Consider the following 20874-nt stretch of genomic DNA (forward strand, 5'->3'; position numbering starts at 1 on the left):
ACTCAACGTCGCTAGCGACCGGGCTCATCAAGACCACATGCACACACTCCGCAATTTCTGGCGTCTCGCGCGGCCTTTCTGGGCATCCGAGGAGAAGTACCCGGCGCTGTTGCTGCTTTTGGCCACCGTGCTCATGACCCTGTGCCTGGTGGGGATCAACATCCTCACCAACTTCTGGAACCTGCATTTCTACAACGCATTGCAGGCCATGGATTACGCCGGATTTATCCTGGGCAGCCTGCAGTTCATCCTGCTGCAGATCGGCATGGCCGCCTTCACCGTGGGCGCATTCCATTTCCAGCAGAAGCTGACGATACGCTGGCGGCGTTGGGCCACCCGCAACCTGCTCGATCAATGGCTGGACAGCCAGCGTTACCAGAAGCTGAAGCTGACCGAGACGGACGTCGATAACCCCGACCAGCGGATCGCCGAGGACATCGACCTCTTTATCATCAAGTCACTCAAGTTGAGTCTGGGACTGCTGACCTCGGTGGTGTCGCTGTTTTCATTCCTGCATATTCTCTGGCAGGCCTCCAGCCTCGTCAGCGTGCCCTTCAACGGCCAGTCATTGGTCATCCCGGGGCTGCTGGTGTGGGTGGCCCTGGTGTACGCAATAGTGGGCACCGGCATCGCGTTCTGGCTGGGACGCGCGCTGCCAAGTCTCAATTTCATGCAACAGCGGCGCGAAGCGGATTTCCGTTTCTCACTCATCCGCCTGCGGGAAAACGCCGACTCGATCGCCCAATACCGGGGCGAAGCCCTGGAGAGCGCACGTTTGAACCAACGCCTGGGCGCAGCCCTGGAAAACTTCTGGGCGCTGGTAAAAAAACAGAAGCTGATCATGGGCTATTCGACCTTCTATTTGAACAGCGCTACGGTCATCCCCATGTTCATCATGGCGCCGCAGTTCTTCGCCGGCGCCTTTCCTCTCGGTCGCCTGACTCAGATAAGCGCCGCCTTCGGCGAAGTGCATGCGGCCATCGCCTATCTGGTGAGCGTATTTCCAGAGCTGTCGGAGTGGAAATCGGTGATCGACCGCTTGATCGGTTTCCAGGACCGACTGGATAACGTCCAGGTCAAGTCGAAGGTCAGGCTCGAACAACAGGACAACGGCCTCGATATCAAGGACCTGGACATCTGGCTGCCGAACGGCCGGCAATTGTTCAAGGGTTTCAATCTTTCACTCGAGCCTGGCGACAGTCTTCTGATCAGCGCGCCGTCCGGCTACGGCAAATCGACACTGATTCGTACGATCACGGGGCTTTGGCATCATGCTTCTGGCTCCACCTGTTATGACCGTGCGCGTGCTCTGACACTGTCGCAAAAACCTTATCTGCCGCTGGGCAGCCTGCGCGAGGCACTCTGGTATCCCAACGCTCCCCAACGCGAAGAAGATGCCGCGCTGGGCCTGGCCATGCAGCAAGTCGGCCTGCACCACTTGAGCGATCAACTGGATGAGGAACGAGACTGGTCACAGACCCTCAGCATCGGCGAACTGCAACGCTGCGCGTTCGTCCGCGCCCTGCTGGCCCGCCCCACGATCCTGTTCTTGGACGAGAGCAGTTCGGCACTGGATTCGGCCAACGAGGCGCGCTGCTATCAAATGCTTAAACAGACGCTACCGGAAACAATCCTGATCAGCGTCGGACACAATGCTTCGCTTGAGCGCTTCCATTGGCAAGTTCTGGAGCTAAAAAGCGAGGCGCAGTGGGTTCATCGGAAGGTGAAGCAAGCTGTGTGAGTTTGCTTGGGGTTCGGATGCTGAATGACAGGAATGTCGTTTTTTGTTTTTTTCAGGGGGGGAAACAGCATTTCAACCAGGAACGGACTGACGGTTACGGGCTGACTTGCGATCAAACGTACAAGGCATTTAACGCATTTCAAAAAAAGGAAATTTGAGCATGTGCATTGGACGACGCGCCGAGTTGACCAGCTGCACACCAAAAGCCATTCGACTGTATGAACAGATGGGCTTGATAAACGAGCCGGAACGCGACGGTCGATACCGGACGCTCACCATCTGGAAATCGTCCACCTGGAATGAAAGTTTGCGGGAGTAGCACAAAGATCCGGGCGACGAACACTTCGCGCCCTGAACGTCATACCTGCAATCAGTTGCCTCGGCTGAGCTGCAAATTCTGAGTCGTGCATTCAGTTGTGCTCACAGTCCCCATGAAAGCATTCATCTTCACAGCGCACTTCTCGATGTTCAGACCATTACGCCCATCACTTGAGATGTTGGTGACATATGGGCCAGCGGTAGTGCAGCCGGCCAATACAACGAGCAGGCCAAGAGTAATAATATTGAGTTTCATATGAGTCCTTTCGAGTGGTGGCCTGGGCCAATTGGTTCGCCGAAACCGGCGTTGAGATCAGTTAAATACTGCTTATTTGAAGCCCTTCAAAATCGATGGGCCGAGTGTGAGTGAACAGCCCTCCTCGCAAGCCAATGATCTTGGCGCTGACCAGCTCCGGAGTTTGAATACCAAAGTGAATGATGTACTCATCACTGTTGTTCTTTTTTTGAATTCTAGTGGTATTCAGCCACCTCCCATGGAGTAAGCCCAATCGCCTCGCCAAGAATTTTATTTCGACGCACTTCCGGTGTCTCTTCAGACTGATTGTTCACGTCGAAATCCTTCATTGAGATTTAGTCAAAAGCGTAGACCAATCCTAATAAACCACCCACCCTACTGTCGCCTCCGGGGTCTCGGAGGGCGGCGCCTACCCGAGGAATTGCTAGGAGAATGGCATGAACTGCCAAGCGAAAGCCCCTTGCACCCGAACAGTGTCGGCTACTACAACGATTTCTGCCCATTCGCCCAGCCCGGTGACCGGCTATATGTCCGCGAAACCTTCATGGATTTGGTGTTGAACATCAGCCAACGGCGAAAAGCCCGTTGCAGCACTACGCCTATGCGGTTGAGTGTCTGCCAGGTTCCTACTCCGACGAGGCGCGGAAAGACTTCGGCTTGAAGTGGAAACCGAGCATTCATATGCCCCGCGCTGCCAGCCGCATCCTGCTGGAGATCACCGACGTCCGCGTCGAGCGGTTGCAGAACATCAGCGACGGGCAGTGCATTGCCGAGGGATGCGGACTCAAGGACCACTGGACGAAAGTCGAAGAGCGGTATTTGACTCGAGCGTTCAAGGAGGCTCGGGAGGCAGCGGAATGCTATTAGGGATGGAAGAAAGAGGAGATGCCGGGCTTTCACGAAGTACCAGCGCTGTCGCTGCATCTGTACAAGAAAGATGGTCAAGAAAATCGCAGGCTATGCGAGCGAGGGCAAGACCAAAAACTACCAGCGGGACCACGAATCATCTGGTCCGAGGCAATTCCGGGACCTGAATATCAGCGTCACCGGGTAGTTTTGCGCAGGCACAAAAAAGCCGATCTATCTGATCGGCTTAACTGTCTGATTTTACTCAGGAATAATGGTCGGGACGGAGTGATTCGAACACTCGACCCCTAGCACCCCATCTCCTTTTTCATACTTCTTGAAAGCCTCCAAAATTTCACTCTGGATTTTTCTAAGCCAGTATTTACTTGAGCTCCAGCGGTGTTCTGCTCTACGAGAGTCCAGTAACGTCCATCAAGAGCCGACGTTTTTGTGGGGGTAAAAGTAGGGGGAGTCCATTTCATGGCCAAAATCACCATCAAAGAACTCGAGTCGCTGACCGCCAATGATGCCGGCCGGATCCTCCGGGAGGATGGCAATCTCGCGGGTCGAATTTCCCTGCGTAAGGACGGCGTGTCGGTCAGCTTTTTCTATCGCTATCGGTGGGGCGACCAGAACAAAGAATACGCCTGCGGGTCCTGGCCACGCAAATCCCTGACGGACATCCGCAAGGCCCGCAACCAGGCTAGGGCGCTCATCGATGAGCAGATCAATCCCAACGAGCAGAAGAAAACCGAGCCCATAGGCTTTCGCCGCCCATCGAGCGAGCACGATCAATCACTGAAAAGGCGGCCTGCGAAAATCGCGAGGCCGCAATCAGGGGATCACCAGAGGGCGATGTCGTAGGTAAAGTAGATTCGATTGCTATCTCGGCCACGGGAATAATCAGAGCGGTAAACGTAGTTACGCAACCGCACACCCAGCCCCTTGAAGGTGCCTTGTTGCACGACGTAAGCCAGTTCGGCATCACGTTCCCACTCCTTGACCGAGGTGTCGGACTTACCGTCGTTGCCGCTCAGATACCGGGCGGAAAACGTCAGGCCCGGTACGCCCAGAGCAACAAAGTTGTAGCCGTAGTTGAGCATCCATGTCTTCTCGTCCTCCTCGATGAACTTGCCTATACCGGCGTTGCTGAACGAGTAAACCGTTGCACCGCTGATATAGGGCAAACTGGCGTCGCCACTGAGGGTCTGATATCCGCCACCGAAGGTATGGCCGGAAATGGCGTAGGACAATTGCCCGCTCAGCATGTTGTTGTCGATCTTGCCACCGAAGGCTGAGCCGTTATCGACACTGTTGAAGTAGCGCAAGTCACTGGTCAGCACACCGCCGCCCAAGGGTAGATCGTGCTGGATACCTGCGAAATTCTGTCGGTAAAAGTTTTCCAGTTCGCCGTAGAAATAACTCAAACGAACGCTCTTTCCCAGCTTGTACTCGGCGCCTGCATAGCTGAAGTCGCCTGATTTATCTCCGCCGTAACCGTCGGGCACAATCGGCATGCTGTCGCTGGAATCTCGCAGTTTGAATCGATCCAGGTAGCCCCCGGTGAGGGTGAGGTTTTCGATGTCGACGCTACTGATCTGAGTGCCTTGGTACGTTTGCGGCAAAAGACGCGCGTCGTTATAGATCAGCACCGGAGTCTTGGGTAGCAAGGTGCCGTATTTGAACGTGGTCTTGGCCAGTTGGGCTTTGGCAGTCATACCCATACTTGCGAATTCGTCAGTCGCACGACCGTCATCATGCACCGGCAATAAGCCAGTGCCGCTGCGGCCACGGCCGGAGTCGAGCTTGACCCCGAGCAGGCCAAGGGCATCAACACCAAACCCGATAGTGCCAGGTGTAAATCCCGACTGGTAATCCAACAGAAACCCCTGGGCCCACTCGGCTCGTTCGCTCTTCGCCGTCCTTGCTGATTTGGCACTCATGCCATGCTCGTCACGGAAATTCTCATTGAAATAGACGTTGCGCAATTGCAGCTTGAGCTTGCTGTCGTCGATAAAGCCTTCTGCACTGGCACTGGCCAGCGGCAACAAACCAAGAAGTGAAAACAGCGCCCGTTGGGTATACAAAGTGGTCATTGGCAAACTACTCATTGTTGTTATTTGGAGTGCAGAACAGCGCACGCCTCGCAAGCGAGACGTGTCATGAGAAAACAGATGCTTGGGGTGAATCAGGAGAAGAGACTGATCGCCCCGGTCAGCAGGGCTAGCGCGGTGACTACTAATGAAGTGAGTACCGCCCATTTGACGGTGGCTTTCTGGAAATCGCCGATATCACGATCGACCATACCCACCAGCAACAGGGTTGAGGCTACCAACGGACTCATCAGGTGTACTGGCTGACCGAGAATCGACGCGCGGGCGATTTCCACCGGGTCAATGCCATAGGCTGCGGCCGCGTTGGCCAGGATCGGTACCACACCAAAGTAGTAAGCATCGTTGGACAGGACAAAGGTCAACGGCATGCTGGTGATCGCCACCACCAGTGGGAACAGGTGTCCCCAGGATGGCGGAATCCAGTCCACTAGCGTTTGCGCCAGGGAGTCGACCATCTTGGTGCCCGAAAAGATCCCGGCAAAGATACCGGCGGCAAACACCAGCAGCACCACCGTCATTGCATTACCGGAATGGGCGAGAATGCGTTCTTTCTGAATATCCAGTTGCGGGTAGTTGATCATCAGTGCCAGGACAAAGCCGATCAGGAACAGGATCGCCGAGTGCATGATCCCCATTACCAGCGCGACCATGACCGCGATCACCAGCAACAGGTTCACGTATGCAAGTTTAGGCCGTTTGTACGGGGCATCACCCAGGATCGCGTCGATGTAGCAATTACCGCCACCGCTCTGTAGCTGCACATTACCGATGCGCTTACGCTCGGCACGGCCCAGGAGCAAAGCGGTGAACACCACCCACATCGCGCCGCCGATCATGGTCGGCAGCAAGGGCACGAAGTACTCGCCGGCATCCAGACCCAGTGCCGCGATCGCCCTTGTAGCGGGCCCGCCCCATGGGGTCATGCCGCTCATGATGCTCAAGGACAACATGGCGATGGTCGCCAGAATCATCGGGTTCATGCCGATACGCTTGTACAACGGCAGCATTGCCGCGCAGGTGATCATGTAGGTGGTTGTGCCGTCGCCGTCGAGGGCGACCAGCAGTGACAGCAGCGCGGTGCCGATAGCGATTTTCATCGGATCGCCGTTTACACGCTTGAGGATTTTACGAATCAACGGGTCGAACAACCCGGCATCAATCATCAGGCCGAAGAACAGAATGGCGAACAGTAGAAGCGCAGCCGAAGGCGCAACCATCTTCAGGCCGTCGAGCATCATCTTGCCCGTAGTACCGCCAAAACCGCCAATCACCGCAAACACAATCGGCACCACCGTCAGGGCGACAATCGGCGATAGGCGTTTCGACATTATCAGATAGGTAAAAACCACCACCATGGCCAAACCAAGAAATGCGAGCATAGGTCAGTTCTCTTGTTCTTATTAGTAGCGTGGCCGATGCGCAGGCGCACGACCTCGAACCCGCCAGACGGTACGATCAGCCGTGCCTGGCGGGGAGTTGAATGAAATGTTTGTTGGGTGTTTCAGGCGTGTCCGGTCAGACGTGTTCCGTGACCTTGCGACCATCCCAGTTTTCACTCTGGGTTTGTGCCAGGGCGGGCGACGGTTCGCCGTCAAGAGTCCGCATCAGTGTCTCGCGATCACAAGCGTTCTCCGAGATGGACATCACCACTGTAGCCACGGCGTTGCTTGCCAGACTGGTCAAGGCCCGGGCTTCCGACATGAAGCGGTCGATACCGATCAGCAGTGCAAGGCCGGCCAAGGGAATGTCATGGATCACAGTCAGTGTCGACGCCAGCGCGACAAACCCGGCTCCGGTCACACCTGCGGCACCCTTCGAGGACAACAGCATGATGGCCAGCATGGTCACGGTCTGTGTCAGGCTTAGCTCGATGTTGCAGGCCTGAGCAATGAATACCGCTGCCAGCGATAGGTAGATTGCCGTACCGTCGAGGTTGAACGAGTACCCCGTTGGCAGCACCAACCCCACCACACCTTTTTTGCAACCAAGGGCTTGCAGCTTTTCCAACATCCGCGGCATCACCGGCTCGGTGGAGGAAGTCCCGAGCACCACCAGGAACTCTTCGCGGAAGTAGCGCAGCAACTTCCAGAGACTGAAGCCATTTGCCCGGCAAATGCTCCCCAGCACCACAAAGACGAAGAAGCCACAGGCTACGTACAAGGTCATGATTAGCTTGGCCAGCGAGCCCAACGATGTAATACCGTACTGGCCTACGGTGAATGCCAACGCGCCAAAAGCGCCGATCGGAGCGAAGCGCATCAGATAGGAGAAAATCTTGAACACCATGTGCGAGGCGGATTCCAGTACATCCAGTACCGGCTTGCCACGCTCGCCGATGGCCGACAGTGCGAAACCGCAAAGCACCGCGATGAACAACACCGGCAGCACTTCACCCTTATTGAAAGCGCCGATGAAAGTGTCCGGGATGATGTGCATGAAAAACTCGACCACTCCCAGCTTCGCGGCGGAATCGGTGTATTGCGACAGTCCCTTGGTGCTCAGCTGGGTTGGGTCAATGTTCATGCCCACACCTGGTTTGAACAAGTAGACCGCCACTAGGCCGATAATCAAGCTGATCACGGTCAGCGCCAGGAACAGCAGCATGGTCTTGCTCAACAGACGCCCGAGGGAGCGTTTGTCGCTCATGCCCGCGATACCGGTGACGATTGTGCAGAACACCACCGGAGCGATCATCATCTTGATCAACTTGATGAAGGCGTCACCAAGCGGTTTCAAGGCAATGGCCTGTTGCGACCAAAAATGCCCGACCAGCACACCCAACAGCACGGCGAGGAGAATCTGGAAGTAGAGCGATTTTACAACTTTCATGGCATCACCCATTTTTAGAATTGTGCTGATGCAAGAACGGCAATGACCAGGGGAAATTATCCGGCAAGTCGTTGGGAATCCGTGGCGTAGACAAAGCCGGAGAACAGCCTGCGCGATGTACGCACCACTGAGGCACGAATTGTCTCAGCACGAGCGCCGGTGTAGGACAATACGACATCTATCCCGCCACTTGGATGTTCAATGCGTACTTGCTTCATGCGCGGCTCGCTAATCCCGCCGAGCAATTGCGCGACGACACTGCCTCCAGTGACACAAGCGGTGGCAAGGCCGATGGAACCGGTGATCGCCAAGGCCCGATGGCAGTTGTGTGGCATGAAGTAGCGCACCTGGATTGTGCCGCCAGCCTTGGCCGGTGACACCAGTACTGGCTTGGGAATCACTTTGTCGCTGACGTCACCCAGGCCCATTACCAAGCCGGCTTGCAGTCGCAAGGACTCCAGGCGACGCAGGAACTCTTTGTCGGCATCCAGTTCCGCAGGACTTTCATCGCCGCGCTTACCCAGTTGGCCGGCTTCGACGATCATCATCGGCATCGCCATGTCGATGCAGGTTACTGGAATACCGTCGATCAAATCCTGCGTTTGCCCAGTAGGGAAAAGTTTGCCGGTCTTGCTGCCCGCAGCATCCAGAAAGGTCAGTTGCACAGGAGCGGCGGTACCCGGCACGCCATCAATGGCGGTGTCACCTTCATAGCTGACCTTCCCACCGGGCGTCTGTACCTCGGCGTTCACAAACGTCCCCGTATTGAGGTTACGAATACGCACGCGGGTCAGGTCTTTGGAAGCTTTTACCAGCCCCTGCTCGATGGCGAACGGGCCAACGGCGCAAAGCATGTTGCCGCAATTAGGCGCGGTGTCGACTCGACGTTGGGAAACCATGACTTGGACAAACAGATAGTCGACATCCGCCTCAGGATGCAGCGATGGGCTAACGATCGCCACCTTGCTGGTTTGCGGGCTACCGCCACCGATACCGTCAATTTCCAGCTCATGGCCAGAACCCATAACGTTGAGCAGCAGTTCGTCACGGTCTTCGATCGCAACAGGTAGATCCCAGGCGAGGAACACTGGGCCTTTGGAAGTACCACCGCGCATTAGCACACAGGGAATTCGTTGCATGAATACTGACTCTTGTTGATCAATCGGAGTAATTGATGTCTTGTGAGCAAGAGTCGCAGGCTTTAAAAATTGTTTCCAATGCAAATATCAGCCTGATTATTGCGTTTTACGAATGATGGATTTAGGCTGACCGGGCTTTACCCCTCTCGGATTGTGAGACGAAAAAAGTGAATTATGAGCTCAATGACATCCGATCTTTCGTGAAGATCGCAGAACTTGGAAGCTTCCATGAAGCTGCCGATGCATTGCATCTATCCCAACCCGCATTAAGTCGGAGAATGAAAAAGCTTGAAGAGGGATTGGGAACCGCGCTTCTGGATCGCACGACAAGAAGGGTAAGCCTCACCAGCGTTGGGCGAGACTTCCTGCCCAAGGCGCGACGCTTACTGGATGACTTCGACGACTCAATACTTAACATCCGAGAGCTGGCGGAGCGGCAGAGCGGCCGTGTAACCCTTGCCTGTATCCCCACCGCAGCCTTCTACTTCCTCCCTTCGGTAATTCGCCTCTACAACGAGCGCTATCCACAAATCCGCATTCGCTTGCTTGATCTCAGTGCGAATGAAGGGCTGGAGGCTGTTCTGCGTGGCGAAGCTGACTTTGGCATCAACATGATGAGCGGCCAGCACCCAGACATAGAGTTCGTGCCGTTGGTTAACGAGCCTTTTGTTTTAGCTTGTCGGCGCGATCACGAGTTGGCTAAACGCAGCTCGGTCACCTGGTCTGAACTGAGCAATTACCGCCTTATCGGAGTCGGTCGCCTGAGCGGTAACCGCATGCTGCTTGACCACGCTTTGTCCGGCTTGAGCTGGCGTCCACAGTGGTTCTATGAGGTTCAACACCTATCTACATCGCTGGGTCTGGTAGAAGCGGGATTAGGTGTCTCGGCAATGCCGAGCCTCGCAATGCCTGCTGTGGATCATCCAACATTGGTAAGCGTCCCTTTGATAGAGCCGATAGTTAACCGATCGTTGGGACTGGTTTACCGGAGAGGCGCTTCACTATCTCCGGCAGCGGAAAAATTCGTCTCAATACTGCTCGAACAATGGGAGAAATGACCTCACGCTTCCTACTTTTTGAGTTCACATAACAATTTTTAAATAGCGTTTCGCTGTCATGAATTGTCTCAGCCAAGTCCTGCACAGCGGTTGAAATCACAGAATCTTACCGATACCTGTAGAGCACCATTCTTTAGCAGGGAACGCACCATGCCGCCAAGACTCAAGGTGATCGAGACCACCTATGCGCGGCGCGTTGGCGACGATCAGCGAGAACGCATAGTTCATCAATAAGACGTTAGCGGTGCTCATGACGCCTGAGTGAGTAGCTCTCGAGCTTATAGACTAGCCGGGCCCATTGGCCCGAAGGATCGACCTCTCCATGGACGCCACTTCATACCGCAGGTTAGCTATGGGCATGAACGCAACCTACCCTCCCACCTCCCGTAACGTCTCTGTCCTCACGCAGACGTAAGCGTCCTACGAACACACCTTCAGAATCCCCAATCATGGCAAGTGTTTGATTAACGCGCTGTGGTTCGCAATCCGCGCTGAGAAAACCCAATAGTTGGTGGCTTTGGAGCGCCTCAGACCTCGGCAGATGGCGCGGTAAAGATAAAGATTCGGACGTCTAGGATTACCAAACCCGTACCCCGCGTTTTTGCTTCGGTTATCAGCGCCCTTTACCAGACTGAGGAGCTATTCAGTAGGTCAACTCCCTGCGCGGATACGCTCGTTCGGCTACTGCACTTGTGCTGAAGAGGTAGCCAGATTTGCCCGGGCCCACTCCTCAGCGGTCGTGACTTGAATCGACTGCTGCGCGTTGAAAGTGCCTGCTTTAGGCCAGGCCACGCCTCTGCCCTGGGCGAACACAGCGCGGTACTTCTTGATGTGATGCGTTGGGTCTTTCTCCAATTCTTGGAGCAAGTACGGAACAGTCCATACGTTACGCTTGAACGGGCGGCCCAGTACACGTTCGAGGCTCAATGCAACGCTTGCGGTCGACAGCTTGCAGGTATTCCTTGACGATCTTGGATTTAAAGGTATCGGCGTAGGAGACTCGTTGGCACATGGCAATACTGACGATGTAAGCTCGATCGCAATGAAGGAGATGCTTATCATTCCATTAAGTCTGACGAGGCGATGTGTGCGCTCAGTGTGTCCAGCAAATCCAACGCGGACTGGGACTTCCTTTGCGGACTACGCGACAACGGACGACGAGAGGCCGATACGTGGCTCACGGAGAACTACAGGAACATTGGTGAACGATCGAGTATCGACATCCGAAAGGAGTTTCTTTGAACGCCGCCATAGGACAAGAAGGGTGACTGACGTCGGCACGAAAGTTTGCGCAATGGATGCGGGCTGTTTGCATCCCGCATGGCGCGTGACCGCCCACTACGCTAACGCCAAACCCAATGTCTAAATCCTCGACAAAAAAGGCCCTGTAGAGGGCCTTTTTTGTACGTAAACCAAAATCATCTGGTGAGCCAGGACTCGGCGTTAGCCCGGCAAAATGTCGATGACCACGACACTTGATGAAGAAAACGCTCTACATCTTATTTGAGCTTGCCATTCAGTCATTTCATCGTCGGCATAGAGAACTCTACACCCTCGCGGATGCCCGAAGATGGCCAGCGCTGAGTGACCGTTTTACGCTTGCTATAGAAACGAACGGCATCCGGGCCGTAGGCATGCAGGTCGCCAAAGAGCGAGCGCTTCCAGCCACCAAAGCTGTGATACGCGACAGGTACTGGGAGCGGTACGTTGATGCCGACCATGCCGACCTTAATGTTGTCCGAAAAGTAGCGGGCTGCTTCACCATCGCGAGTGAAGATGCAGGTGCCGTTACCGTACTCATGGGCATCGATCAGTTGCATCGCCTCTTGCATGCTCTGCGCACGCACGATCAACAGCACCGGCCCGAAGATCTCTTCCTCGTAGCAGCGCATGCCGGGTTTGACTTGATCGATCAATGTCCCCCCAACAAAAAAACCGTTCTCGCAAGCTGGAATTTGAATGTTTCGACCATCCACTACGACCTCTGCGCCCTCCTCCTCTGCACTGTCGATGTATCCGATCACTTTTTGCTGATGTTGGCGAGTGATCAGCGGGCCAAAGTCGTTGCTCTTGTCTTGATAGGCGCCGACCTTGAGACGGGTCATTGCTTCGCGCATTTTGCTGATCAAGGCATCGGCTGTTGCATCACCTACTGTGACCGCCACAGACAGAGCCATGCACCGCTCCCCTGATGATCCAAATGCAGCTCCAACCAACTGGTTGACCGCATTATCGATGTCCGCATCTGGCATGACGATGGCGTGGTTTTTTGCGCCACCCAATGCCTGGCAACGTTTGCCGTTTGCCGCAGCCGTCCGGTAGATGTACTCAGCGATTGGTGTCGAACCTACAAAACTTACCGCCTGGACACGATGGTCGTGGAGCAAGGTATCAACGGCCTCTTTATCACCATTGACCACGCTCATGACGCCATTCGGTAAACCAGCTTCCTGCAGCAGCTGAGCGATGAACAAGGTCGAACTTGGATCACGCTCGGAGGGTTTCAGGATGAAGCAGTTACCGCAGGCAATCGCCATAGGAAACATCCACAGCGGTACCATCGCCGGGAAGTTGAATGGCGTGATTCCAGCAACTACACCCAGCGGTTGGAACTCACTCCAAGAATCGATATTGGGGCCAACATTTTTGCTGTGCTCCCCCTTGAGCAACTCGGGCACACCGCACGCATATTCAACATTTTCGATGCCCCGCTGAAGCTCGCCCATGGCATCGTGGACAATTTTCCCGTGCTCTTCACCAATCATTTGGCAGATACGTTCGGCATTCTGCTCAAGCAGTTCTTTGAAGCGGAACATCACCCGTGCGCGCTTGATCGGTGGTGTGTTGCGCCATTCAGGAAAAGCCGCTTCAGCGGCAGCAATGGCTTTTTCGACCGTTAGTTTCGAGGCCAGTGCAACCTGTTTGGTGACTTCGCCCGTTGCAGGATTGAACACGTCCTGAGTGCGCTCAGTATCAGTGACAATCTGGCCGTTGATCAGATGACCTACAGTAATCATGCGAGTATTCCTTATTTTATGTACGCGGCAGTTACCGCTGAAGTGATGAAGAGGCGTGGTTGTCTTTTTGGCTACCAGAGGTTTCGGTAGAGCTCGATCATCTCGTCGACCGAAGGCACCCGAGGATTGTTGCCCGGTGAACCGGATGCGAGGGCTTGCTCAGCCATAATTGGCATCAGTTCGAAGAAGCGTGAGCGACTGATGCCAAAGCCTTCAGGTGTGGGAACTTGCAGCTCGTCATTGAGGGCCTGCAGTTCGACGAGCAACTTAGCGTTGGCGCTATCGTCGCTGTCCTCAGCGGTCGCGACGCCAATGGCCCGCGCACAATCGGCGTAACGTTTTGGGGCGCCTGGAATGGAGAAAGCTGTTACACCTGGCAGCAGCATCGCGTTGGAAAGTCCGTGTGGCACATGGAAAAAAGCTCCAATTGGGCGGCTCATACCATGCACCAGGGCAACTGAGGCTGCCGAAAACGCAACTCCGGCCAAAGTAGATCCCAGCATCAGCGCCTCGCGCGCTGCAATGTCCTGGCCTGAGTGATAGGCGCGACGCAAGTTCGGGCCAATCAGACGCATCGCGGCCAGCGCCTGACTGTCACTGTAGAGGTTGGCTTTGAGGCTGACATAGGCCTCAATGGCGTGGGTTAGTGCATCGATACCGGTATCCGCCGTGACACGAGCTGGCAGGGAGAGCGTCAGGGTGTAGTCGACCAATGCCGCCACAGGCATAAACCCGATGCCTACGCAGAGCATTTTTTCGTCGTTCTGTTCATCAGTAATGATGGTGAAACGGGTAACTTCCGAACCGGTACCAGCTGTGGTCGGTACTGCAATGATCGGCAAGCCTTGCTCGCTCACCTGCCGTGGAAATTTATAGTCACGCATCTCGCCACCGAACTTGGCGAGAATGCCAATGGCTTTGGCACTGTCGATTGGACTGCCACCACCCAATGCAATGATGCTGTCATAGTCGCCCGATCTAGCATGTTCAACACCGGCACGAATCGAATCGACCGTGGGCTCAGGAACAGTGTCGGCGAAAACGTCGGCGCTCAAACCTTTGCTTGCAAGTACATCCTGGATACGACCGGCGTAACCGAGTTGCACCATCATTTTGTCAGTGATGATCAATGGTCGATGGCAACCCAGGCTAGCGAGCACATCTGGAATGGCCTCGCTGGCCTTGGCGCCCACCTGCAGGATGCGCGGCAGAACTATTTGATTCGACATGTTGCCTCCGAAAGTTTCCCTGTGGGGGCGTCGACTCCAGGAGAGTGCCGCCCCCTATTTTTCTTGTGATGGAAGTCGCCGAGGTAGATGGGCATTTGTGAAACTTCTTACCCTTAACCTCTGACGGGAAAGTCAGCTGGGCAAATACTCTTGGCTCCAGCTGTCGCTGATAACGCTGCGGGTCATAAGAGCGTCAACTTCACTTTCGCTGTAACCGAGTTCACCCAAGACAGATCTGGTTGAAGCGCCAAATTTTTCTGCTGGTGAAAGGCTGCGGATCGCCGCATGGCGCGGGCGTATGGCAAAGGGATCGAGCTGAGTTACGCAGCGCCCACTCGGATGATCGGCATAGACACTGAACGAGTAGCTCCCGTTGTCAGTGCCCGGGTAGTTGTCAGCAGGTCGGCTGTAGCGATTGCGGAGATTGTCGATGTTATCCGGGACAGCAGCGGCGACTCCGGCTTCCTGCAAACGGCGTTGCCAGGTTTCTCCCGCCACCTTGGCCAGAGCTGCACTGAGGAAAGCCGCGTGGTCACCTGCCGCAGACAGGCCGTTCAAGCCTTGAACTGCATCCAGTCTGCCCAGATCCGCTGAATCTGCATCGAGGTATAGCCATCCGTCAGCCGTTCGATAGAAACGCGACAGATCGCTATAACCCAACACCTCACGACCCGCCGGCTCATCAAAGGGTGCGCGCCCCGAGTAGTCGTAACAGAAAGGAACTTGAACCAGGTTGCCCAAGGCAGCCAGTGACGTCCGAGCTCGGCTGACCTTGCCTGTTCTGGACTTTTGATACAACGCTGTGGCCACGCCAAGCGCAGCAGCGAAACCGCACATCACATCAATGGTGCCAACATGAGCATGTTCTTCCGGGGTCTGCATACCGCCACCAAACCGCAGCATGATGCCGGTCGTGGCCTGGATGAGATCGTCGTAACCCAAGTAGTCAGTTCTAGGGCCACGGCGCGGGCCACCGAAGCAGTCCAACTGGCAGAAAATCACCTCAGGATTCACCGCCTTCAGACTGGCTTCATCTAACCCTAAAGGCGCCAGTTGGCGATCAGGCGCATTCATGACAATGACATCCACTGACTTCACCAACCTATCGAATACCTCACGCCCCTCCTCTTGATTGAGGTCGACCAACACGCTTTGCTTACCGCGCGCCGAAGACATACCGAATACCACGGTGTTCCATGGATCGTAATTTGGCTTGGTGGGGTCAAGCTTGATGACATCAGCACCGAATCGCCCGAGGAATGAGGTCGAGTGCGGGCCGGCAATCACGTTGGTCAGGTCGAGGATACGAACACCGTCCAGCCATCCTTTTGAACATGGCTGATTTACGGCTGGCAACTCCTCGCGAGTGCCTTCACTCAAGGTGGCCAATGCCTCCTCGATACTGACTTCTCGTCGTGAGAGCGGAGACAACATCAACTCTGCACTGTCTTCCAGCCAGGCTATAGCGCCTGGCTGTTTCATCAGTCCATATTGATGATCAGTGACGTCAACCACTAGACCTGCAGTGTTTGCATGCTCATCGTGCAACCACTCTTGAGTTGAACGATGAGGAGCGCCAGGAAACTGCCCTTCACCGAAGATTTTTTCCCATTGCGCAGCCGTCTTGGTCAGGAAGACTTCCTTCATGCGCGCCGAGATAACCTTGGCCCAATGAGCTGGTAGTGGATAAACACCGAGTGAGGCATCACCTTCCCATTGTGCAAATGGCAGGTAGGGATCTTCAACTTTGGGAAGGCCTGCAGCGAGCATTTCCTCGTACAAACCCATTGCCTGTAGGCAGCGTTTGGCATGCGAGCGATGGGAAGGGCAAACTGCGTAGAATTTGCGTCCGTCAGCACATTCATAGGTACGGTAGAAGGGGTCGAGGTACTCCTGCAAATCCTCATAACTGAGGTTCATCGGCAGGTTCTCGGCTCGCCGACGCTCAATCTCTTTTTCACGCAAGGTTTTGTAGCGCGCTGGATAGCCGTCGATCTTGATTGAGTTGTAAGAAAGTCCCTCCATGACCGCCGAAGCGAGCGGCACTTCGATCTCATCACCCATGCCAGTGCGTTGTCTGGATTGCAATGCCAGCACCACAGCCGAGACGGCGAGCATAGTGCCGTAAGCGGATGCGAGTGGCAGTGGAGAAAAGCTCGGGTTAATGCCCATCAATACCCGATTTTGCCCCATATCAGTGAAAACCCCTGAGGCTGAAGCGATAATTGCCTCAGTGGCACGCCATTGGCTTCGGAGTTCATCATTCGTTGCAAAACCTGGAATGGACAAGGTGATCAGTTGCGGGTGTTCACGACGCAACTCGGAAAAATCCAGCCCCAGTTTTTTCATCACGCCAGGACGGAAGTTCTCAATCACGATGTCGGCTTTTGCGATCATCTGCCTGGCGTGGTGCAAACCCTCAGGGGACTTCAAGTCCAAGCGTAAGCACTGCTTGTTTCGGTTGAGGACGGCATTCGCCGGGCTATCCCAGAGCGGGCCAGCGGGTGGATCAATATGAATGACCGTGGCCCCGAGATCACCCAGTATCATCGCGACAGCGGGGCCGGCAATGTATTGGCCAAAATCGATAACGTTCACACCGCAAAGGGGTAGCTGACTGAGGTTTGTCATGTTTCACCCATTATTTTTATTGTCCTGCTTCTTCAAGCTTTCACGCAGGGTTTAGGTTTTCAGAAGCCGTCTGCAGAGGCTCAAAGCGTTTCAGGCTTGGCCCATTGAGTGGCGATCTGGGAGTTACTTTCGAGAAAAGTTGGGGACTGCGAAAGCAATAAAAAAAAACCCTATGGGTTCATTTTTTTTATGCGATAGGAGTAGGATTTATGGATTGCCGCTACAAGACGTACGCTGGCTCGCCCCATAGCCAGGCACTTTTCCTCAGAGAATTTTGAGCCATGAAGAAGCGACTACCTCCGCTCAACTGGTTACGCGCGTTCGAGTCAGCCGCTCGTCACCTCAGCTTTACGGAGGCGGCTGTAGAACTGAGTCTCACTCAGGCAGCCGTCAGCCAGCAGATCAAAGCACTGGAATCGCAGCTCGGCGCAGCTCTGTTTAAGCGTCTACCTAGAGGTTTGGAACTGACGGAGCCTGGCTTAGCCTTTCTACCCGTCGTCCATGAATCGGTGGAGCGTCTTGCAGCGGCGACCGATGAGATATTCGGTCAAGGGCACCGGAAGGTGCTCACAGTGCGCAGCAGTCTGGTTTTCTTTACTCATTGGCTGTCGGGTCGTCTGCCGCGATTTCGCGAGCAGCATCCAGATGTCAATTTGCGTATCACCAGCAACATCTGGATGGGCGAAACCGATCTCGAATCTGATCTGGAAATTCGATATGGCAGCGGTAAATGGACTGGCCTGAAGAGTGAACGGCTGACCTGGGATTTGCTTTTCCCTGTGTGCTCCCCTGATTTGCCCACAACGCAAAAGCCCTTGAAAACCCCAAGAGACCTTCGTCACCACGAACTTCTGCATGTCTTGGGTTATGAGGAGGGATGGGGCTATTGGTTGAAAAAGGCCAAGGCCGACGACGTTGACTCATCTCAAGGACTGCAGTTCGACACGCTTATTTCCGCACTGAAAATGGCGGAGCTGGGTCAAGGAGTTGCCTTGGCGCGATCATCGCTCGTCGAGCAGTATCTTGAATCAGGACAACTCATCGCCCCTTTGACCGCAAAATTTAAAACCTCAGAAGCGTTTTACTTAGTGTATTCCCCGCACAAAATCGTCAATCCCCAAGCGGCAGCTTTCGCAAGTTGGCTGATGGAAGAAGCGTCCGCCGCGCGTAGCGAAGAATGAGGAAGTGATTTTTGAATCCGTGAATGCCTGAAGCCCTTCACTTTAGACACCAATAGATAATTTTTGTGTTGCACCCATAAAAAAAATCGCCCCATTGGGTTTTTTTTTATTGCTTTTACCTTCCGATTTTTTTGCCGAGAGTAAAGCCCTGATCGTCTCTTCGGTTGCTCACGCACTCCGTGCGAAGAGCTTGTGACGGTTTCCCACAAAAATAAAAACGAGGGGTCTCACGCATGAAAAGCGCAACGTTTCTTTTGCTAACCGGCATAGTGTCCTGCAGTGCTTACGCAGAAAACACTCTCACGGTTGTGTCCTACGGCGGCAACCTAACAAACGCCCAGATCCAAGCCGCACACAAACCCTTCACTGCCGCCACTGGTACCCGGGTGATTTCGGAGGACTATTCTGGGGGCATCGCGCAAATCAAGACTCAGGTAGACAGCAAAAAGGTCACTTGGGACGTAGTCGATGCTGAAATACCGAACGTCATTCGTGCCTGTAACAACGGCCTGCTTGAACGAATTGACCCAGCCACCCTGGCACCTGCACCGGATGGAACACCTGCTGCAAAGGATTTTCTGCCAGGAGCCCTGACGGAATGCGGCGTGGCGAGTTACGTTTGGTCGACAGTCATGGCCTACAACACCAAAGCCTTCAAGGGCGAACAGCCCCATACCCTGAAAGACTTTTTCGACACCAAGCGCTTCCCAGGCAAGCGAGCACTGCGTAAAGCACCTCAAGTCAATCTTGAATGGGCGCTGATGGCCGACGGTGTGCCCCGTGAAAAGGTGTACGAAATGCTGGGGACTGAAGAAGGCCTGGATCGAGCTTTTGCGAAGCTCGACACAATCAAAAAGGACACCATCTGGTGGGAAGCCGGGGCACAAGCGCCGCAACTGCTAGCCGATGGCGAGGTCAGCATGATCTCAGCTTATAGCGGGCGTATCGTGATCGCTCAGCAGAAAGAGCAGCAGCCGTTCAAAATCGTGTGGGATGGTCAGATGTATGACATGGAGGCTTGGGTAGTCCCTGCCGGCAATCCGAAAAAAGATCAGGCGATGGATTTTTTGAAGTTTGCCACTCAAAGCTCGGTACTGGCTGACCAAAGTAACTATATCGCCTATGGCCCTACACGACTCTCCGCGCAAGCCTTGGTAGACCCGAAGGTCAAACCCAACTTGCCGACTAGCCCTGAAAACTTTGCCAGCGCACTTCAGGTGGACTCCCAGTGGTGGGGAGACCACGCAGACGAATTGAACGAGCGCTTCAACGCTTGGCTGTCCAAGTAACCAAAAACTCAACCACAGCCTTGCCGCAACACACCTGACACCCCCTTTGATGGGCCCGGGCGACTTTTCGTGCCCGGCTCCTCTACAGCACCAATAACAAGAGATCTCCCCCATGCGTACTGAATCATTCGTTAGTTTTCGAAATGTGCAGAAGAGTTATGACGGCGAACATCTGGTCGTCAAAAACTTCAACCTCGAAATCGAACAGGGTGAGTTCGTCACAATGCTTGGCCCTTCGGGTTCCGGCAAGACGACATGTTTGATGATGTTGGCGGGGTTCGAAACGGTGACAAATGGCCAGATCTGCATTGATGGGCAGTCGGTTAACGATATCGCCCCACAAAAGCGCGGTATCGGCATGGTGTTCCAGAACTACGCCCTGTTCCCCCACATGACTATCGAAGAGAATCTCGCCTTCCCGCTCAAGGTACGCAAACTGTCCCGGCAAGACATCGAAGCCCGCGTGAGGAAATCCTTGGAGTTAGTGGCCCTGGGGCCATTTGCCAAACGAATGCCCGCTCAGTTATCGGGTGGTCAGAAACAACGCGTTGCGCTGGCCCGGGCATTGATTTTCGAACCGCGCCTGGTTCTGATGGATGAGCCGCTGGGCGCCTTGGATAAACAGCTGCGTGAACAAATGCAGTACGAGATCAAGCGCCTATCGAAGCAGCTCGGCATCACAGTTGTTTACGTCACGCACGATCAAACCGAAGCACTGACAATGTCGGATCGCATTGCCGTATTCAATGACGGGATTGTTCAGCAACTAGCCAACCCATCCGATCTTTACGAGAAACCTCAGACCGCGTTCGTAGCGAGCTTTATCGGCGAAAATAATCGACTGACTGGGCAGATTGTCGAGCGTCACCAAAGCTACTGCCAAGTACGCGTTGGCAATCATCTGGTCAAGGCGCTTTCCGTCAACATCCCCACCGCCAGCGCGAATACCACTTTATCGATTCGCCCCGAGCGCGTTCAGATTGGTGCACGCCCAGGCGAGTACGACAACCATATGCCCGCACGCATCGAAGAGATCATCTACCACGGTGATCATTTGCGCGCGCGCTTGAGGCTGGCAGGCAATGACGAGTTCATTGTCAAGATGGTCAATACCGCGGGACGCCCGGCGCCCCAAGCCGGTACGTGCATTGATGTGGGTTGGTCGGCCGACGACTGTCGAGCACTGGACGCCTGAAGCCTTTCAACGACTTTACCGTTTTGCCGGA

General features: G+C 54.7%; 14 protein-coding genes and 3 pseudogenes. 8 read left to right on the forward strand and 9 right to left on the reverse strand.

Features of this window, described 5'->3' with window-relative positions:
• Positions 1-37 precede the first annotated feature (37 nt).
• Together FHW68_RS02795 and FHW68_RS02800 are read left to right on the forward strand one after the other, a co-directional pair.
• Positions 38-1741: an ABC transporter ATP-binding protein/permease gene (locus tag FHW68_RS02795; RefSeq protein WP_183678637.1), complete on the forward strand. Its 1704-nt coding sequence runs from the start codon at positions 38-40 to the stop codon at positions 1739-1741.
• 160 nt (positions 1742-1901) lie between these two features.
• Positions 1902-2060, forward strand: coding sequence for a MerR family DNA-binding transcriptional regulator (locus FHW68_RS02800; protein WP_256582773.1), 159 nt, complete (start codon positions 1902-1904; stop codon positions 2058-2060).
• 51 nt (positions 2061-2111) lie between these two features.
• On the opposite strand, the gene FHW68_RS02805 is transcribed toward FHW68_RS02800, so the two are convergent.
• A complete protein-coding gene (locus FHW68_RS02805; protein ID WP_095630464.1) occupies positions 2112-2315 on the reverse strand; it encodes a hypothetical protein in 204 nt (67 codons plus the stop codon).
• A 663-nt stretch (positions 2316-2978) separates the two neighbouring features.
• Here FHW68_RS02805 and FHW68_RS27460 point away from each other — a divergent pair.
• Together FHW68_RS27460 and FHW68_RS02815 are read left to right on the forward strand one after the other, a co-directional pair.
• Positions 2979-3369 (forward strand): annotated as a pseudogene (locus tag FHW68_RS27460) (hypothetical protein); the annotation flags it as partial.
• 272 nt (positions 3370-3641) lie between these two features.
• A pseudogene (locus FHW68_RS02815) lies at positions 3642-3914 on the forward strand (Arm DNA-binding domain-containing protein); the annotation flags it as partial.
• An 89-nt stretch (positions 3915-4003) separates the two neighbouring features.
• Here FHW68_RS02815 and FHW68_RS02820 read toward each other — a convergent pair.
• From FHW68_RS02820 to FHW68_RS02835, 4 genes are all read right to left on the reverse strand, one after another.
• Positions 4004-5257, reverse strand: coding sequence for an OprD family porin (locus tag FHW68_RS02820; protein ID WP_095630465.1), 1254 nt, complete (start codon positions 5255-5257; stop codon positions 4004-4006).
• Between the two features lie 92 nt (positions 5258-5349).
• Positions 5350-6654: a CitMHS family transporter gene (locus FHW68_RS02825; RefSeq protein ID WP_095630466.1), complete on the reverse strand. Its 1305-nt coding sequence runs from the start codon at positions 6652-6654 to the stop codon at positions 5350-5352.
• A 136-nt stretch (positions 6655-6790) separates the two neighbouring features.
• Positions 6791-8116, reverse strand: coding sequence for a C4-dicarboxylate transporter DctA (gene dctA / locus FHW68_RS02830; RefSeq protein ID WP_095630467.1), 1326 nt, complete (start codon positions 8114-8116; stop codon positions 6791-6793).
• Positions 8117-8160: 44 nt separating this feature from the next.
• Complete coding sequence (locus FHW68_RS02835) at positions 8161-9243, reverse strand: 4-oxalomesaconate tautomerase (RefSeq protein ID WP_183678639.1); 1083 nt, start codon at positions 9241-9243, stop codon at positions 8161-8163.
• A gap of 167 nt (positions 9244-9410) precedes the next feature.
• Between FHW68_RS02835 and FHW68_RS02840 the strand changes: the two genes are divergently transcribed.
• Positions 9411-10301, forward strand: a complete 891-nt coding sequence (locus FHW68_RS02840; protein WP_095630469.1) for a LysR family transcriptional regulator — start codon at positions 9411-9413, stop codon at positions 10299-10301.
• 681 nt (positions 10302-10982) lie between these two features.
• Here FHW68_RS02840 and FHW68_RS02845 read toward each other — a convergent pair.
• The 4 genes and pseudogenes from FHW68_RS02845 to FHW68_RS02860 form a co-directional block, all read right to left on the reverse strand.
• Positions 10983-11234 (reverse strand): annotated as a pseudogene (locus FHW68_RS02845) (aromatic alcohol reductase); the annotation flags it as partial.
• A gap of 587 nt (positions 11235-11821) precedes the next feature.
• Positions 11822-13318 carry a CoA-acylating methylmalonate-semialdehyde dehydrogenase gene (locus FHW68_RS02850; RefSeq protein ID WP_183678642.1) on the reverse strand — a complete coding sequence of 499 codons (1497 nt, stop codon included), beginning with the start codon at positions 13316-13318 and terminating at the stop codon, positions 11822-11824.
• Positions 13319-13389: 71 nt separating this feature from the next.
• Positions 13390-14547: an iron-containing alcohol dehydrogenase gene (locus FHW68_RS02855; RefSeq protein ID WP_095631335.1), complete on the reverse strand. Its 1158-nt coding sequence runs from the start codon at positions 14545-14547 to the stop codon at positions 13390-13392.
• 132 nt (positions 14548-14679) lie between these two features.
• Positions 14680-17178 (reverse strand): CoA transferase, encoded by a 2499-nt coding sequence (locus tag FHW68_RS02860; protein ID WP_095631336.1) that lies wholly within the window; start codon positions 17176-17178, stop codon positions 14680-14682.
• Between the two features lie 281 nt (positions 17179-17459).
• Between FHW68_RS02860 and gcvA the strand changes: the two genes are divergently transcribed.
• The 3 genes from gcvA (at position 17460) to FHW68_RS02875 (ending at position 20843) form a co-directional block, all read left to right on the forward strand.
• Positions 17460-18359 (forward strand): transcriptional regulator GcvA, encoded by a 900-nt coding sequence (gcvA, locus tag FHW68_RS02865; protein ID WP_095631337.1) that lies wholly within the window; start codon positions 17460-17462, stop codon positions 18357-18359.
• Between the two features lie 233 nt (positions 18360-18592).
• The gene (locus FHW68_RS02870; protein ID WP_095631338.1) at positions 18593-19648 is read left to right on the forward strand and encodes an ABC transporter substrate-binding protein; all 1056 of its coding nucleotides are present in this window, start codon (positions 18593-18595) and stop codon (positions 19646-19648) included.
• Between the two features lie 112 nt (positions 19649-19760).
• Positions 19761-20843, forward strand: a complete 1083-nt coding sequence (locus tag FHW68_RS02875) for an ABC transporter ATP-binding protein (protein WP_095631339.1) — start codon at positions 19761-19763, stop codon at positions 20841-20843.
• Positions 20844-20874: the final 31 nt, after the last annotated feature.

The sequence above is a fragment of the Pseudomonas sp. Tn43 genome, from assembly GCF_014192635.1.
Classification (GTDB): domain Bacteria; phylum Pseudomonadota; class Gammaproteobacteria; order Pseudomonadales; family Pseudomonadaceae; genus Aquipseudomonas.